Annotated in this window: 17 protein-coding genes and 1 pseudogene; 1 reads left to right on the top strand and 17 read right to left on the bottom strand. The window is 59.2% G+C overall.

What is annotated here, in order from left to right; translation table 11 throughout:
- Nucleotides 1-25 precede the first annotated feature (25 nt).
- Complete coding sequence (locus tag Q0746_RS14560; RefSeq protein WP_298261544.1) at nt 26-367, top strand: DUF427 domain-containing protein; 342 nt, start codon at nt 26-28, stop codon at nt 365-367.
- On the opposite strand, the gene Q0746_RS14555 is transcribed toward Q0746_RS14560, so the two are convergent.
- The 17 genes and pseudogenes from Q0746_RS14555 to Q0746_RS14475 form a co-directional block, all read right to left on the bottom strand.
- The gene (locus tag Q0746_RS14555) at nt 368-1,999 is read right to left on the bottom strand and encodes a chloride channel protein (protein WP_298262145.1); all 1,632 of its coding nucleotides are present in this window, start codon (nt 1,997-1,999) and stop codon (nt 368-370) included. It abuts the gene before it with no gap.
- 140 nt (nt 2,000-2,139) lie between these two features.
- On the bottom strand, nt 2,140-3,783 hold the full coding sequence (recN, locus tag Q0746_RS14550) for a DNA repair protein RecN (RefSeq protein ID WP_298261542.1): 1,644 nt from the start codon (nt 3,781-3,783) through the stop codon (nt 2,140-2,142).
- 41 nt (nt 3,784-3,824) lie between these two features.
- Nucleotides 3,825-4,700 (bottom strand): outer membrane protein assembly factor BamD, encoded by an 876-nt coding sequence (locus Q0746_RS14545; protein ID WP_298261540.1) that lies wholly within the window; start codon nt 4,698-4,700, stop codon nt 3,825-3,827.
- A 102-nt stretch (nt 4,701-4,802) separates the two neighbouring features.
- Nucleotides 4,803-5,723 (bottom strand): UDP-3-O-acyl-N-acetylglucosamine deacetylase, encoded by a 921-nt coding sequence (gene lpxC / locus Q0746_RS14540; protein ID WP_298261538.1) that lies wholly within the window; start codon nt 5,721-5,723, stop codon nt 4,803-4,805.
- A 244-nt stretch (nt 5,724-5,967) separates the two neighbouring features.
- The gene (gene ftsZ / locus Q0746_RS14535; protein WP_298261535.1) at nt 5,968-7,539 is read right to left on the bottom strand and encodes a cell division protein FtsZ; all 1,572 of its coding nucleotides are present in this window, start codon (nt 7,537-7,539) and stop codon (nt 5,968-5,970) included.
- 353 nt (nt 7,540-7,892) lie between these two features.
- Nucleotides 7,893-8,306 carry a hypothetical protein gene (locus tag Q0746_RS14530; protein ID WP_298261533.1) on the bottom strand — a complete coding sequence of 138 codons (414 nt, stop codon included), beginning with the start codon at nt 8,304-8,306 and terminating at the stop codon, nt 7,893-7,895.
- A gap of 10 nt (nt 8,307-8,316) precedes the next feature.
- A complete protein-coding gene (gene ftsA / locus Q0746_RS14525) occupies nt 8,317-9,651 on the bottom strand; it encodes a cell division protein FtsA (RefSeq protein ID WP_298261531.1) in 1,335 nt (444 codons plus the stop codon).
- Between the two features lie 17 nt (nt 9,652-9,668).
- Entirely contained in the window at nt 9,669-10,559 is an 891-nt protein-coding gene (locus Q0746_RS14520; protein ID WP_298261529.1) for a cell division protein FtsQ/DivIB, read from the bottom strand.
- Entirely contained in the window at nt 10,547-11,461 is a 915-nt protein-coding gene (locus Q0746_RS14515; protein ID WP_298261527.1) for a D-alanine--D-alanine ligase, read from the bottom strand. The genes Q0746_RS14520 and Q0746_RS14515 overlap by 13 nt, the downstream gene beginning before the upstream one ends.
- Nucleotides 11,462-11,544: 83 nt before the next feature.
- Nucleotides 11,545-12,462 (bottom strand): UDP-N-acetylmuramate dehydrogenase, encoded by a 918-nt coding sequence (murB, locus tag Q0746_RS14510; protein ID WP_298261525.1) that lies wholly within the window; start codon nt 12,460-12,462, stop codon nt 11,545-11,547.
- An 85-nt stretch (nt 12,463-12,547) separates the two neighbouring features.
- A complete protein-coding gene (locus tag Q0746_RS14505) occupies nt 12,548-12,859 on the bottom strand; it encodes a hypothetical protein (protein WP_363322777.1) in 312 nt (103 codons plus the stop codon).
- 1 nt (nt 12,860) lies between these two features.
- Entirely contained in the window at nt 12,861-13,865 is a 1,005-nt protein-coding gene (locus Q0746_RS14500; protein ID WP_298261523.1) for an imelysin family protein, read from the bottom strand.
- Nucleotides 13,862-14,113, bottom strand: a pseudogene (locus Q0746_RS14495) (di-heme oxidoredictase family protein); the annotation flags it as partial. The pseudogene Q0746_RS14495 and the gene Q0746_RS14500, both read right to left, overlap by 4 nt.
- Nucleotides 14,029-15,249: an imelysin family protein gene (locus Q0746_RS14490; RefSeq protein WP_298261521.1), complete on the bottom strand. Its 1,221-nt coding sequence runs from the start codon at nt 15,247-15,249 to the stop codon at nt 14,029-14,031. The pseudogene Q0746_RS14495 and the gene Q0746_RS14490, both read right to left, overlap by 85 nt.
- A gap of 11 nt (nt 15,250-15,260) precedes the next feature.
- Nucleotides 15,261-15,752 carry a hypothetical protein gene (locus Q0746_RS14485; RefSeq protein ID WP_298261519.1) on the bottom strand — a complete coding sequence of 164 codons (492 nt, stop codon included), beginning with the start codon at nt 15,750-15,752 and terminating at the stop codon, nt 15,261-15,263.
- Nucleotides 15,749-15,916: a hemin uptake protein HemP gene (locus Q0746_RS14480; RefSeq protein ID WP_298261517.1), complete on the bottom strand. Its 168-nt coding sequence runs from the start codon at nt 15,914-15,916 to the stop codon at nt 15,749-15,751. The genes Q0746_RS14485 and Q0746_RS14480 overlap by 4 nt, the downstream gene beginning before the upstream one ends.
- Nucleotides 15,916-16,107, bottom strand: coding sequence for a hypothetical protein (locus tag Q0746_RS14475; RefSeq protein ID WP_298261516.1), 192 nt, complete (start codon nt 16,105-16,107; stop codon nt 15,916-15,918). The genes Q0746_RS14480 and Q0746_RS14475 overlap by 1 nt, the downstream gene beginning before the upstream one ends.
- Nucleotides 16,108-16,330 lie beyond the last annotated feature (223 nt).

Genomic DNA, 16,330 nt, shown 5'->3' with positions numbered 1-16,330 from the left:
GACAGCTAGAAGAGGGGCTTTTACCATGGCCAGTAACATAAAATTGCGCAATGCAACCGGCAAATACTCCATCCGTGCCGCGGGAGCTGTCCTTGGTGAAAGCAGCAATGTGGTTGAACTGCAGGAAGGTGATTTGGCACCGGTGCTCTATGTTCCGCGCGCGGATCTGGCCATGGCGTTCTTTGACAAGACCGACACCAGCAGCCATTGCCCCCATAAAGGGGACGCCAGCTACTACACGTTGCAAGCCAAAAGCGGGCCGATCAAGGACGCGGCATGGTCCTATGAAGCCCCACTGGACGGCTTGGAGGCCATTGCGGGCCATCTGGCGTTCTACACCGACAAAGTCACCGTCGAGGCTGTATAGTCAGGAATGCTCTTCTGCGGCGGTCGCAGCCAAGGCGCGATTATACTGCTTTAGCGCATCCACCTGAAACAACGCCCCCAGAATGGTGGGGGCTTCCCCCTCCGCGCCCATCGTCGCGACAGGTATAAAGGCATAGTTGCGGCTCTCAAACAGCGGCATGGCATCTTCCAGCGTGGCATTGGGGTCTATGAAGACCCCCTGCTCCAGCAGCTTCCAGATGTCATCATCCGAGGCCGGATCGGAATGATCACTATCGCGCATCACGTTTTGCACCCGAAACATCGACAACAGATAGGCCTGCGGGCCCGCCGCCAGATGCACGTTACGACGCTCCAACAGCGTCAAGAAGAACGAGCGGTCCACCAGCCCGCTGGCCAGCGCCGTTGACAGCGACACCGCCACCATCACCGCAAGGCCCGTTTGCCAATCCCCCGTCAGCTCGAACACAATCAGCGTGGTTGAGATCGGCGCCCCCAAGACCGCCGCCGCAACCGCCCCCATCCCCGCCAAAGCATAGAGGGTTTCCGACCCTGACACATTGGGGAACACGCTGGTCGCGATTCCCCCAAAGGCCAGCCCCGTGAGCGCCCCCACCATCAGCGCAGGGGAAAACACCCCGCCGCCCATGCGCCCCGCCATGGTGATGGCCACAGCCGCGACCTTTAAAACGGCAAAGATAACCGCCTCATGGAAAATCAGCTCTCCGGTCAGGGCCGCCGATGTCGTGCCATAGCCCACCCCGATAATATGCGGAAACCAAACCGCCAGAATTCCGAGCATCGCCCCAGCACAGGCAGGACGCAGCCAGCGCGGCATTCCGGTCACCTTCTGAACATGGTTTCCCACGTCATCCGCCCAAAAGATCGCGCGCATCAAGGCCACCGCAATCAGCCCGCTGGTCAGGCCCAACAGAATGAAGGCCGGTAGCTCCACATAGAAATCAAGCGTGGTGTTCAACGGCAGCACGAATTCGGTGACATCGCCAAAGGCCAAACGGTTTATCACCGTCCCCGCCACCGAGGCGATCACAATCGGGGCGAAAGCATGCACCGCAAAGTGACGCAGCACGACCTCCAGGGCGAATAGCGCCCCCGCTATTGGTGCGTTAAACGATGCCGAAACAGCCGCCGCCACCGCGCAGCCCAACAGGTCGCGTCCCGTGATGCCATCGGCTTTGATAAGCCCGCAAACCCAGCTGGAAATCACAGCCGCCAAATGCACCACAGGCCCCTCACGACCTGACGAGCCACCGGTGCCCAGCGTAATGACCGAAGCCGCCGCCGAAGCCAGCCCTGCGCGTTTTTCGACCCGACCATTGTGCAGCGCCGACCCCTCGATCACATCCGCGACCGAGCGCACCCGTCCATCATCGGTAAAGCGGTGCAAAATCCAGCCGGTTAGCAACCCGCCAGAGATGGGGATTAACACAATCCAGTACCACTCTAGGTCGGTGGCGAATTCCTGCAGCGCCCGCACGTCTTTCGCGTCATAAAGCACACCTTGGATGGCCGCGATGCCTTTGCGAAACACCAAAGCCGCCAAACCGGCCGCAATCCCAATCAGCAGCGCGATGAACCAAAACTGAAGTTGCGACGGGCCTTTCTTGCGAATGAGGTGAATGCCATTGTTCATGGCGCACAGCGCGTCGTCACATTGAGCGCGCAGAAAGCCGCGCTCAGGATCGTTCGGTGAAGGTTGCTCGGCCATAAGTCCCCAGTGCCTAGCGTTACGTCCTATCGTCATAGGACAAAGGCCGGATGGGGTCTAGGGGACTAGACTTTCAACAGCGACCGCGCGGCGTCTTTTGCGGCATCTGTGATCGTGTCACCTGACACCATGCGGGCGATCTCGGTGATGCGGGCGGGTTCGTCCAATGGGATCACCGTCGAGAATGTCTGCTCGTCGCGCACCTGTTTTTCAACCCGCCAGTGATGCCCGCCCAAGGCCGCGACTTGCGGCGAATGCGTCACCACCAACACCTGCGCCCCCTCGGCCAGTGACTTCAGCCTGCGCCCGACGGCATCCGCAGTTGCGCCGCCGACCCCACGATCGATTTCGTCGAAGATCATCGTGACGCCTTCGGTCGTGCCCGACAGGCAGACTTTCAGCGCCAGCAAAAAGCGCGACAGCTCTCCGCCCGATGCAATTTTGTTCAATGGGCCAGAGGGCGCACCCGGATTTGTGGCCACGGTGAAAGAGACGTCGTCTTGGCCGTCGGGCCCAGATGGCTCCGGCGTTACATCGGTTTTGAACACCGCGCGTTCCATTTTCAACGGAGCAAGTTCAGCCCCCATGGCCGCGTCCAGTTTGATTGCGGCTGCTTGGCGTTGTTTGGTGATCCGGTCGGCTTCTTCTTGGTATTTTGCCGAAGCTTCGGTCAGGGAATTTTGCAGGTCCGCCAATTCATCTTCGCCGCCGTCCAATGCGGCCAGTCGGATGCGCAACCCCTGCGCAAAGGTCGCCAGATCGTCCGCCAGAACATCATGCTTACGGGCCAAGCCGCGTAGGGCGAAAAGCTGCTCTTCCACCTGCTCCAGCTCCAACGGGTCGAACTGCAGATGATCCAACACCGCTTCCACCCCTTGGTGAGCATCGTTCAACTCATGCAGCACCCGCTCCAACGCCGCCAAAGGCGCATCCAGCTGGCCCTCGGCCTGATCCGAGACACCATCCAGCCACCGCGCGGCATCATTGGTCATGCCCTCCGCTCCGTTCAGGCCAAGCGCCTGAAGAGCCTTGGAAATATCATCCCGAATGCGTTCCCCTGCCTGCATCTGGCGGCGCTTCACGTCCAGCTCTGCCTCTTGGCCAGGTTGTGGATCGATGGCGTCCAATTCCGACACCGCGTGGCGCAGAAACTCCTCCTCTGCGCGGATTTCATCCAAGGCTTTCTCGGCTCGCTTTAACGCCCGTTTCGCTGCCGTCAGCGCCTGCCAACGTTTGGCCAGCTTGGATAGGTCCACCCCAGCGAAACTATCCAGCATTTCGCGGTGGGCTTTGGGGTTTAGGATGCCGCGGTCGTCATGTTGGCCGTGCAATTCGACCAAAGTTTCCGACAGCGCGCGCAGCAACTCGCCAGAGGTCCGGCGGTCGTTGATATAGGCCTGTTTACGCCCGTCGGGGTAATTGGTGCGGCGTAAAATCAGCTCTCCGTCGTGATCGAAGCCCGCCTCTTCCAACACCGCCCATGCCGGATGGCCCGAGGGGAGGTCGAACTGCGCCGTGACCTCGCCTTTCTCAGCGCCGGAGCGCACCAGCTCGGCCCGCCCGCGCCATCCCAAAACGAACCCCAGAGAGTCGAGCAAGATGGATTTACCGGCACCGGTTTCACCGGTCAAAACATTGAGACCGGCCTGAAACTCCAGTTCCAGCCGGTCAATGATCAACATGTCGCGAATATCAAGCGAGCGCAGCATCTAGGTCACCTGCGAAGGAGCGGGGCTTGCCCCGCCGTATGCTACAGCCACCGGCCCCGGATTACCTGACGGTAGATGTCCTGCAACCAGCCTTTGCCTGCGGCCTCCGGTTCCAGCCCGCGCCCTTGAAGAAGGTTGTAGCTGTCTTGATAGAAGCCAGTGGATTGGAAGTTGTGGCCCAAAATTGCACCCGCCGTTTGCGCCTCGTCCGTCAGGCCCAAAGACAGGTAGGATTCGACCAAACGGTGCAATGCCTCTGCGGTGTGAGAGGTTGTTTGGAACTCCTCAACCACCACCCGAAAGCGGTTGATCGCAGCGGGATAATGCCCCCGCTTGAGGTAGTAGCGGCCGATTTCCATTTCCTTTGACGCAAGATGGTCAAACGCAAGGTCGAACTTCAGCACCGAAGACTTGGCGTATTCGCTGTCTGGGTAGCGTTCGATCACCGTGCGCAGGGCTTGCAGGGCTTGGAATGTCAGGCCTTGGTCCCGCCCCACTTGGTCGATTTGATCATAATAGCTGATCGCAAGAAGATACTGCGCATAGGGCGCGTCATCATCGGCGGGGTAGAAATCAAGGAACCGCTGCGCCGTGGCGCGGGAATTTTCATAGTCGCGATCTGCGTGATAGGAAAAAGCCTGCATGATCAACGCACGCTTGGCCCATTCGGAATAGGGATACAGGCGCTCTACCTCGCCAAACAGGCGAACGGCCTCATCAACGTCGCTTTGCTCCAACTCGAACTCAGCGCGTTTGTAAATTTCTTCGGGACCGAATGTCTCCAGCGGGGCCTCTGCCTTCGAGCCCCAGAAATTCGCAAGGAATCCGTCACCATCGCGCTTTCCACAAGCGGATAGGCTGGCCACCAGCGCAAACGCCGTGACTGTTCGTATGATATACCTGTTGCGCCCTGTCATTGACCGCTAACCTCTTTGTTTGACCGCCCCGGTGTCCGGTTCACGGCCTCTTTGCGATGGTCTAGCACATCTCTTTGCAGGGCAAAACGCCTTTATGATGGATTAAGCGACGAGCGCCAAATCGGCCTTACGCACGCCAACACCCGGCAAACGCGCCGCTTGTTCAGGGGTGCAAGGCACAAAGCGATAAGAGGACGGGTTGGCAAACATCTTGCGCAGAAGCTTGTTTGTCATCGCGTGACCGGCCTTGACCCCTGTGTAGCGCCCCAAGATCGGAGCCCCCGCCAAAGCCAAATCTCCCAACGCATCCAACATCTTATGGCGAACGGCCTCATCCTTGTGGCGCAAGCCACCTGGGCTGAGCACGTCATCACCATCAATGACAACCGCATTTTCATAAGTGCCGCCAAGGGCCAGTCCATTGGCGTGCATTGTGTCGATATCCGCCTTGCGGCAGAAGGTCCGGCTGTCGGACAGCTCACGAACAAATGTTCCGTTGCGCATGTCCAAGGCCATATGCTGGCGCCCGATTGCGGCATCAGAGAAGTCGATGTGAAAATCAATTTCCAAACCACCCGCAGGGGTCAGCATGGCCATGGCGCCATTCTCTTCGACGATAACCGGAGACAGCACCTCAATGGCGTGAAGCCGTGCGGCCTGCTTGCGCGCACCTGTTTCAACAATGGCGCGGACAAAATCAGCAGAGCAGCCGTCCATAATCGGCACTTCGGGGCCATTCACCTCGATCAAGGCGTTGTGGATACCGCAGCCTGCAAGGGCGGCCATGATGTGTTCAACCGTGGAAACCCCGACACCCGCAGCATTGGTAACTTCGCTGCACAGCGGTTTGGCACCAACGGCGGTGTAGATTGCGCGGATCATATTGTCCGCGTCGGTGACGTCGGTGCGTTTGAACCAGATGCCAAAGCAAGCAGCGGCAGGGTGCACGTCCATGCGAACCGGCGCGCCGGAGTGCAGGCCGACGCCCTCAAAGCTGATTGTCTGTGTCAAAGTGGCTTGCACCCAAGACCCCCGATAAAGCCGATATGGCTTCGTTTGTTTCACTACGCGTCACTGGCCCCATGGGACCATTTCGTTTGCGCTAAATTATGGGGTGAAGGGCGATGTCACAACTCACTCTTTATGACTGTTTGCAACATTCCCGTCACATTCTGTCACAATAGGGTAAGCCCTTTGAAAACATTACCTAAAAACGAACAAGGCCGAGCAGAGCCCGGCCTTGAAACGTCGCAATATTGCGTATGTTTTAGTTTGCCTGACGGCGCAGGAAGGCCGGAATTTCGATCTTCTCTTGCTCTGGGTCGGCTTTCGCCTGTGGTTGCGGCGCCGCTGGAGGAGCCACGCGCGGCTGCTGAGGAGCGGCTGGAGCCTCCCCTTCTGCAGATCCGGTCATGCGACCAATCAAGGAGTTAATCCCGAAACGCTGCTTTTCGGTCTGCGGTTCAACAACTTCTTCTTCGTATTGATGCGCTGTTTGCTCGCGACCAGGGTTGCGGCCAACGGCTGCACGCAAACGCTGCATGGCTTCTGGTGTTGGTGTGCCAGCTGTAGGCTGACGCGATTGGAACACAGGCTGCGCAGGTTCTGCAGCAGCGGCAGGTTGATAGGCCGGTGCTGGCGCAGGGGTGTATACGGGCTCTGGCAACTCGTCTTCGGCTACCGCTGGCTGGGCCGCTTGAAACAAGGAAGGCTCTGCCACGGCGGGTTGCTCATAGGCTGGTGTCGGTGCTGCAGGAGCAGCCGCTGGGGCTTGCGCTGTTTCAGGCATTGGTTGCGGCGTTGGCTCGGCGCGCTCCAAGGTCAATGGTGCGGCCAAGGACCGGCGTGTTACCGGAGTTGCCAGCAATTCTTCGGTTGCTTCGATGCCAGTGGCCACGACGGAGACACGCATCTTGCCTTCCATGGAGGTATCCAAGGTCGAGCCCACGATGATGTTCGCCTCTGGGTCCACTTCTTCACGGATACGGTTGGCCGCTTCGTCCAGCTCGAACAGGGTCAGGTCATGCGCACCGGTGATGTTGATCAGAACGCCTTTGGCACCGCGCAGGGAAATTTCATCCAGCAGCGGGTTGGCGATGGCTTTTTCCGCAGCTTGGATCGCGCGATCTTCGCCTTCGGCCTCGCCTGTGCCCATCATGGCTTTGCCCATCTCATCCATCACGGCGCGAACGTCCGCAAAGTCGAGGTTGATCAGGCCAGGACGCACCATCAGGTCGGTGACGCCTTTAACACCTTGATACAACACGTCATCCGCCATGGAGAAGGCTTCGGTGAAGGTCGTTTTCTCATTGGCAAGGCGGAACAGGTTTTGGTTCGGGATGATGATCAGCGTGTCGACAACCTTTTGCAGCTGTTCAACGCCGTCTTCGGCTTGCTTCATGCGCTTGCCGCCCTCGAATTGGAACGGCTTGGTGACAACACCCACAGTCAAAACGCCAAGCTCGCGGGCAGCTTGTGCGATGATCGGTGCGGCACCGGTCCCAGTACCACCGCCCATACCGGCCGTGATGAAGCACATGTGCGCGCCAGCGAGGTGGTCGACGATTTCCTCGATGCTTTCTTCAGCGGCTGCTGCACCAACGGTTGCGCGCGCACCGGCACCCAGACCTTCGGTCACTTTGACACCCATCTGAATCTTCGCTGGGGCTTTGCCCTGCTGAAGTGCTTGCGCATCAGTGTTGGCAACCACGAACTCGACGCCATCAAGCTCTTTCTCGATCATGTTGTTGACGGCGTTGCCGCCTGCCCCGCCGACACCGAAGACGGTGATACGTGGTTTGAGATCTGCTTGTTCCGGCATCCGAAGATTAAGTGTCATAAGTGGGTCCGCCCGCTGTAGAATAAGGTGTGTGTACTTTTCACGAAAATGGGCCGTCTTGACCCTTATGTTTAAGCCTCGTTTCGGTAAATCCTATCGATACAATGGGCTGACGTCACGCGAAAAAGGCATTTATGCCACAAAATATGGGAATTATCAGGGTTAATTCGGCGATATTTCGCTTAATTGTGGATATATGGCGGAAGCTGTGCCTTCAGGCACAAGACAAAGCAAGAACATCGACCGCGCGCTGCAATTCACACGGAATCATCTCTTTGATTTGGGGGCCACTGCTCGGCCTGTTTTGCCTCTTACGGACAACATGTAGATTCTACCCCAGAAATCGGGGGGAGTCACGCGTCCTTTGTGACGTCTTTCTTCTCTTTCAGCGACCGCAAGAATAGCCCGATGCCGCCGACCAGCAAGATCAGGATCACCAGCAGGTCAAAGGCACTCATGCGGACCAGTTGCAGGTTGATATTGGCGATCACCCCAAAGACCAAACCGATGAGCGACGCCGCCGCCAAACCCCAACCGATGTAGTTCTTCGAGTTGTAGAAAATCATGCCCACACCAAAGATAAACGGCACCAAGATCATTCCAGACGTCACCGGCAACCCGCCCAAGCGGAACGCCACCATGCCCATGCCGAACTGCGGCCGCACGATGATCCCGTTGAGCAGCATATAGCCCCCCGCGCACATCATCACAAAGCCAAGCAGGAAACTGCCTGTGCCACCGTCTGATCCGCCTGCGCCTCGTGCCATTGCTATCGTCCTACCAGTTGTCTTTGAACCATTTCACCGCACGCTTCAGCGAACGGGCCGGATAGCCTTCCACCGGAATATCGAAATCCCACCATTCGTCTTGGGGATGTGCTGCGAACAAGCAGGTGCCCACGGCCGAGGCAAAGCCCGGCCCTGTGACCGACTGCGGCAAGCCTTGCACACGCAGCGGGCGACCAAGGCGCACTTGCTGGCCCAGAATACGTGTCGCCAAACCATCGAGGCCCGGCAGTTGCGACGCCCCGCCGGTCAACACAATGCGCTGGCTTGGCAAATGCTCAAAGCCAGCGGCGTCCAGACGCACACGGACCTCTTCCAGAATTTCTTCCATACGCGGGCGCATCACGCCGATCACCTCGGCGCGGCTGACCGTGCGGCGATCATGTTCCCAATCGCCAGTGTCCGAGCTGAGGTCGATCATATCGCGGTCATCCATACCCGTGGCCTGCACCCCGCCGTAGAAGGTTTTGATCCGCTCGGCGGTGGGCATAGGCACTTGCAGGCCTTGGGAAATATCCGACGTGACGTGATCCCCGCCCATGCGCACGGTGTCTGCATAGATCATGTGTTTCTTGATAAAGATCGAAATGCCGGTGGAGCCGCCACCCAGATCGATACAGGCCGCCCCCAGCTCTTGCTCGTCCTCCACCAGCGACGAAATCCCCGCCGCATAGCTGGAGGACGCGATGCCCGCGAGTTCCAGATCGCAACGTTTAATACAGTAAAGAAGGTTCTCGATGGGCGCGCGATCCACCGACAGCATATGCATATCAACCGACAAGGAGTTGCCCGCCTGCCCACGCGGATCCCCCAGACCCGAGCGGTGGTCCACCGCAAAGTTCACCGGCTGTGCGTGCAGGATTTCGCGGTTCTCACCGTAGTCTGGCACATCGCAAGACGACAAAACCCGCGCCACGCAGTTATCTGTCACCGCGCCGTCATGCAGATCAACACTGCCCGCCAAACCATAAGACCGCGGCTTCGCCCCCGCAAAACACGCAATCACGTGATCCACCCGAACGCCTGCCATTTTTTGCGCCGCCTGCACTGCGGTGCGAATGGCCCGTTCTGTCTCGTGCATTGCGTCGATTTCGCCAAAGCGCACCCCGCGCGACCGCGTCGTTGCGGCCCCGATCACCCGAAAAGACGACTGCCCCGCCATTGACCCGATCCCGTCGCTGTCGCGGAAGCTTTCCGGCCCATCGAAGCGCAACACCAAGCAGGCAATTTTGGACGACCCCACATCCAACACCGCAATAACCCCCCGCTGCATGGCAGCTTGGCGTTTGTTTCTCATGGCGCGTTGAGATTGGTACAGATCGGTCATGGGACGTTTGTCTCTCGTTATTGGTTGCTGTTCACTTTGATGCCCTGCATTTCACGCATGCTGTCCAGCGCGTCAGAGGTCATACGAAGTGTGGGTCTGTCGGGATTGCGAATGTCGATATGGGTCACGTCACGCTTGAGCAGGTCTTGCGCCTCGTTCAGCGCCAAGACGCGGTCCAGCGCCAGATCGGGCTGAAGCGGCGGCAACATAATGCGTTGCGAGCGGTTCAAGACGACGTCCCAGCGGCGCTCTGATATGCGCACAATGCCCAGAACGCGGTCGCGGATCGGGGTTGTGCGTTCCAACAGGGCCAACGCTTCGGGCACGGCGACATTTGCGCCTTCGCCTGCGATCAAGGGCAAGTCGGGGCGTGCAGCGCGGCTTTGCAGCGCCGAGACACGGTGGCCGCCAACGTCCAGCAGCTCCAAGCCGTCGGGGCCACGCCAGACAACCGCAGGCACCCGCTCTTCCACATTAATTTGCAACAGGCCGCCCGCGCGCACCCGCACGTCCACACGTTTCACCGCATCAAGGCTTTCGACCTGCTTGCGCATGGCCTCCAGATCAAGATCAAAGCTCGACAACGGCAAATCCACCGGCATCACTTCGCGAATGGCGCTATTCAGCCCCGCCGATGCCCCGTCGATGGCCAAGAGCTTGACCATAAACTCTGGGCGCTCCTCCACGGAGCGTCGAATTTCCGCATATTTTTCAGCAATCGCCACTTGGCGTTTCTCATTGGAGAAATACAACCCCAATGAGGCCGCCACCAGAAACGTCGGCATTCCCACGCGCACAATGCGGCGAAAGGACGGGGTCAGCCAAAGGCGCTCCATCCGGTAGGCCCAGCGGCTTGGAGCCGGATCATTTGCGGGCTGCGTTTGTTTGAACGGGTTTATCGGTCGCATGACGCGTCCTCCACCATCCATTGGCACAGCTCCGCCATTGTCATGCCTTCATGCTGCGCCTGTTCGGGCGTCAGGGACGTCGGCGTCATACCCGGCTGGGTGTTGGTTTCCAGCAGGATCAACCCGTCCACACCCTTGCTTTCATCCCAGCGAAAATCTGTTCGCGTCACGCCGCGGCAGCCCAATGCCTTATGGGCCCGCAGGGCGTAGTCTTTGCACAGCTCGGTGATTTCGGCGGGGATTTCTGCGGGGACGACATGGCGCGAGCCGCCATCGACGTATTTCGCATCATAATCATACCACCCATCCGTCAGGATGTCGGTCACACATAATGCACGATCCCCAACGACAGTGGTGGTCAGCTCTCGTCCGGGGGCGAAGGCCTCTACCATCACCACATCGGGCATATCGTCCGCCAATACCGGCGGGCCATTTGCGGCTTCGTTTACCAGATAGACCCCAACCGAGGACCCCTCGTTGAAAGGCTTCACGACATATGGGGGCGGCATGACATGTGCGGCCATCACATCTTCCTTGGAGGCCAGCACGCTGTAGCAGACCGGCAAAGCGGCCTCGCGGAAAATTTGTTTGGTGCGTTCTTTGTCCATCGCGGTCGAAGACGCCAAAACGCCCGAATGCGTATAGGGAATGCGCATCCACTCCAGCAGGCCTTGCACGCAGCCATCTTCGCCCCAGCGACCATGGAGCGCGTTGAACACAACATCTGGCTGGATTTCCGACAGGCGTGCAGCCAAATCCGGACCCGCGTCCAGTTCTGTCACTTCATAGCCCGTTTCACGCAATGCGGTGGCGCAATCACGCCCAGAGGACAGCGAAACTTCCCTCTCTGCAGAGGGGCCGCCCTTAATTACCACCACTTTGCGAATTGCCCTGCTCGACATATCCGCCTCAATTGCCCCTTTGTGGGGCTTATTATGTGTCTGGGATCTTCATGACCCCTATATTTAGTTAGTCCATGCTTGGGTTAGCGTTTACCTACCCGAAGCACCTCCCATTGTAGCTCTATTCCGCTATGTTTGAGAACCCTTTTCCGCACCAACTCGCCCAAATCTTCCAAATCAGCCGCCGTGGCCCCGCCGGTATTGATCAAAAAGTTCGGATGCTTTTCGCTCATCTGAGCGCCCCCGAGGCTGTGGCCCCGCAGGCCCGCATCATCGATGACTTTCCATGCTTTCAGCTCATGGGTGTCATCCGCCTGCCCTGTCGACGAGAAGCCCGCGGGATTGCGAAAGGTGCTGCCGGCGGTCCGGTCCTTGGTCGGCTGTGTCGCGTCGCGCTTTGCCAGCTGCTCAACCATGCGGGCGTGCAAGCTTTCGGGATCACCCTGAGGGGCCTGCAACACGACCTCCACGATCACCATGCCCTCGGGCAAATCCGAGGAGCGATACCCGAAGTTCAAATCTTCTGCGCTGAGCGTCACCCTTTGACCATCGCGCGCAATCGCTGTGGCCTCGACGAACACATCCGCCACATAGGAGCCATAGCAGCCCGCGTTCATACGGATAGCACCGCCAATAGCCCCCGGGATGGTGCGCAAAAAGGTGAGGTCCAAGCCTTGGTCCGCCGCCTTCCGCGCAACATGTGCATCCAGCGCAGCCGGACCACAAATCACGCGAGTGCCGTCAAATGTGATGCCATTGAAGCCGCGCCCCAAGCGGACCACCACGGCATCCACCCCGCCATCCCGCACGATCAGGTTAGACCCCACCCCCATCGGAAACACAGGGATTTCGCCATCAAGGTCGCGCAAAAAGTCAGCCAGATCATCGTGATCCGCTGGTTGGAACAATGCCAATGCGGGGCCGCCAACGCGCAACCAAGTGAGATCCGCCAATGGGCGATCAGGGGTCAAAACCCCGCGAGGCGTCGGAAAATCTGTCATGGATTTGTGCTAAATCCCAAGCCCGCCTTGGGCAAGGGAAAATCTCCTTCGACCGCGACAATGCCCGCCGTCCCAACCAGCGGATTTATGTGGGGCACACGGGGATGAGGTGATTGTCCCATGCCAGCTTTGAGCGCCTGCCGCCGCGCAGCCCACCACGCGGTCCGACGGGGCGCGTCGGGTGGGTCGCTGCATCATGGCCGCGCGCAGGGAGTGGCAGCTCAAGCCGGATCGCCAGATCGGCACCAATCCCGCACAGCAAAAAGCGACCATCGGGCCGCGCAGCCGCCGCAAGGAAGACTGGTGCCCCCGCGTCCGCCCAAGTTGACTTGGGCAAAAGCCCCGTTGCCAGAAGTCCGCTGAGAAACTGGCGTCGGCGCACCCCTGTCTTTGGCATCTCAATCCCCGTCCAGCGCGTTAAAACCGACCGTCACCCCAAGCTTCGGGCCCAAGTCCTCGCGCACAATGGCGCGGATGGCATCAACGGATTGTTGCAACGACTCTATCTTTAGACGGGACTGGGGGTCCGCCACGCCCTCAAACACCGGATCCTGCAGATCAGCCAGTTGCAAGAGTGCGCGCATGAAACCTGCCTGCAGCTTGGCGCGCAGCTCGGCCTCATCCCCAGCAAGCCGCAGCGCGAGGTCTTGCTGCGCCGCGAGGCTCATCTGCACATGTCGCGACGACCGTCCGGACCGGCGCGCCTCTGCCCGCGCGGGGCGTGGACGATCAAAGCGCCCCAAAGGTCGCCCAAGGCGGGTCTCGGAGGTAAATTGAAGGCCTGTCGAAAGCGATTTGAACAGAACTTGCAGGACTTCGGCGGGGCTGCGGTAGACCGCTGCGGGTTCGGGGGACCGCAGCTTGGCGGCAAAATCCGATTGCCAGTCCTCATAGATGGCAGATGCACTGGCGGCCATATCGGCGCTAACGGCTTGAAGCAACGCGCAGCGATAGGTCGCCCCCGCCATTGAGATCAACGCCTCATCATAGAGCAGATATTCCAAGGCGTAGACCCCCCGCGCCGCGACAGAGGCCTCGGCATAGGTTTGTGCAGAGGTGGCGATGGAATCCTCTTGGGTCAGTAGCGCGGTCAAGGCGCGCGGTGTGGCCCCGCGCTTATCGGACCAGAAGGCCAGCGCGAAGGCACGATCATTCACCTCTGTCGGGCCGAAGCGCAGGTGACTGGCCGACACCCACGCATCAAAGGCCGCCCCATAAGCCGCCCTCAGGGCCGCAGAGCGCGGGTCGCACTCTTGGTGCGCCGCCCCCGACAGGGCTTTGGTTCTTTGTGCGAGAAGGTGGAACTTGGGCAATATATGGCGATCCACGATGTCGGGGATCGGGTCGGCGGCGGCCACGACCGGCGTGACCAACAGCGCCAAGCACACTGCGACGGGCTTCACAGGCTTTCCAGAAATTTGACCAACGCCTCACGGTCGCCGGTTTCCATGGCGCGCACCGCATCGCGCTGCGACTGCGCCTCGCCCCCGTGCCAAAGCACCGCCTCCAAAAGAGACCGCGCCCGACCATCATGCAAAAAGGTGCTGTGGCCGCTGACCTGCTGGGTCAACCCCACCCCCCAAAGCGGCGGTGTGCGCCATTCCCGCCCTGTTGCGCGGGCTTCGGGGCGATTGTCCGCAAGGGCCGGCCCATAATCAGCGACTCCCCTGCGGCATTGCCGCGTTCCAGCATTTGATCATATGCAAACCCCGCCTCGGCGGTTGTTTTGATCCGCCCCAAAGACATCATCGTCCGGCTCAACTTGGTCTGCATTTCAACATCCAATGCGGGGTCTTTTAGCGCCACCAAATCCGCCAGTGACGGGCCGGTGACCAATGTGCCGTCGCTGCGCACATAGGTGCCAAGGTAGACATTCTGGACGGCCAACCCGTCGTAGTAGTGGTCATTGTGAGTGTTGTCGGCAAAGCAGGAGTGTTCCTCCTCAGGGTCGTTCAACATCACACCAAGGCGCATCCGCTCACCGGCGACTTCGCCGTAAGACAAAGACCCCATCCCCGACAAGATGGCCGCAAGGCCTGCGGTCGTGTCGGCCGTCAACACAGCTCGCGCCGCCCCGCCATCCGCCCATTGAGCCGCCATCCATTCCAGATCAGTGACCAACAACTCGGTGGCCGCGCCAAGGTATTCGCCGCGACGGTCGCAGTTGTCATTGGTGCAGGCCGCCCCCTTGGCGTAGTCGGTCCATGACCTGTTCCCAGCCCCTGCCGCATGCCCGTTGAGGTCTTGCCCCCACAACAGGAATTCGATGGCGTGATATCCGGTTGCAACATTCGCCTCGATACCGTCGGCTTCTTGCAAAGAGCCTTCCAAAAGCGCCGGTGTGATCTTCGTCGCGTCAATGGCTTTGCCAGACAGGGTGAACCTCGGGTTCGCAATCACATTCAATGCCGCAAATTCGTTTTCATCGGACGCGCCGCCATAAGAGGCATCCACATAGTCGATCAGGCCCTCGTCCAACGGCCAAGCATTTACTTTGCCCTCCCAGTCATCGACGATCGGGTTCCCAAAGCGGTACACTTCGGTCTGCTGATAGGGGACCCGCGCCGCCAGCCACGCTGATTTGGCATCCTGCAAGGCCGCGGCAGAGGGCTCTGATACCAGCGCGGTCACTGCGGTTTGCAGCCTTTGGGCCGTGGTCAGACTGTCGGAGTATTTCGCAAAGGCAATATCGGCATAGGTTTTCAATACCTCGGCCTTATCGACGGCAAAGGCTGGCGCGGCAACAGATACAAACAACACCGTGGAGGTCAGACAGGCATATTTCATGGGGATTTCTTTCAGTGAAACGTCGGGGATTGAGATGGAGGGCGAGACGCCTCTCCAGCCATATGTTTGGGGGCGCGCAGGTTCATCTGCTTCAGCGCCAGCCCAAAGTCGGTTGCAAGGGAGGTGATCAACGGGGCGACGTCCGCACGCACCAGCAAAGTTGCGATCAGCATGGCATCTTCGCGGTCCCCGTTGGCGGCCGCGCCGATGAAATTTGCAAAACATGATTCATCGGAGCCGAGGCACTTGCAGCTTATGGAATGCCGCATCAAGGGCCTGCGCCCGTGTCGTGCGCAAAGACTGCAGAGATCCTCAAATGATTTCAGCGTCTTGTGCCCTTGAGCGGCCCCAAGGGAAGACATGAAGTCCCTGCGGACATTGGCCTGACTGTCAGGGCCATCGCACCAAAGGCGCAAATAGATGACCGAGGCCGCCTCGATCCCGTCCAGCTCCGTCACGAAGCCCACCGGCGCCCCGCCGCGCTTGTCCAACGTGCCGGTCATTTTGTCAGGATCAGCTTGCCCGCACGCGTAATCCGCAGGGTATATATCTGGTCACCGAGGACGATCTGCGCCTGATCTGCGCCTTTGGTCAGCTCTTGGGCCGAATAGGTAGGCAACATGTTCGACACCGGCGTCATTGCTTCTTTTGCGGAATGGAAAGACATTAGCTTTGCTCCCTTGCACTTGCATCACGTGTTCTGGCATCATGTGCAGAGGCGCAGTTGAGCAGCCATTCCATGCTGAAGCCTTCACTGACCCCCGCCTGAAGTTGCGCCAGTGCGATTTCCTCACGCGTCAAAGAGCTGCTGTCGCGCTCTGTGGAGTGGGGTTTCAAATGTTCAACGGCATCACGCATTTCGGAAGTCCTTTCATCAATTGATAATCGGGCTTCCCCAATGCTGGTTGGGGTGGCTAGACGTGTTATATATCTGAGTAATTTAATAAGGTATGTCAACCTGACTTTTTCACTCAGGTATAAATTTTGCCCGCCCGCAGGCTATCTTGCCGCATGACTTCGTTGTTTGACTGAAAAAATTGCAGTTTGACCGAAAAACCAGGCTGGCCCGCACAGGTGGTCA

The sequence above is a fragment of the uncultured Litoreibacter sp. genome, assembly GCF_947487515.1.
Taxonomy (GTDB): Bacteria; Pseudomonadota; Alphaproteobacteria; order Rhodobacterales; family Rhodobacteraceae; genus Litoreibacter.
Note: the sequence above shows the minus strand (reverse complement) of the source record. Positions and strands in the feature narration are given on the sequence as shown.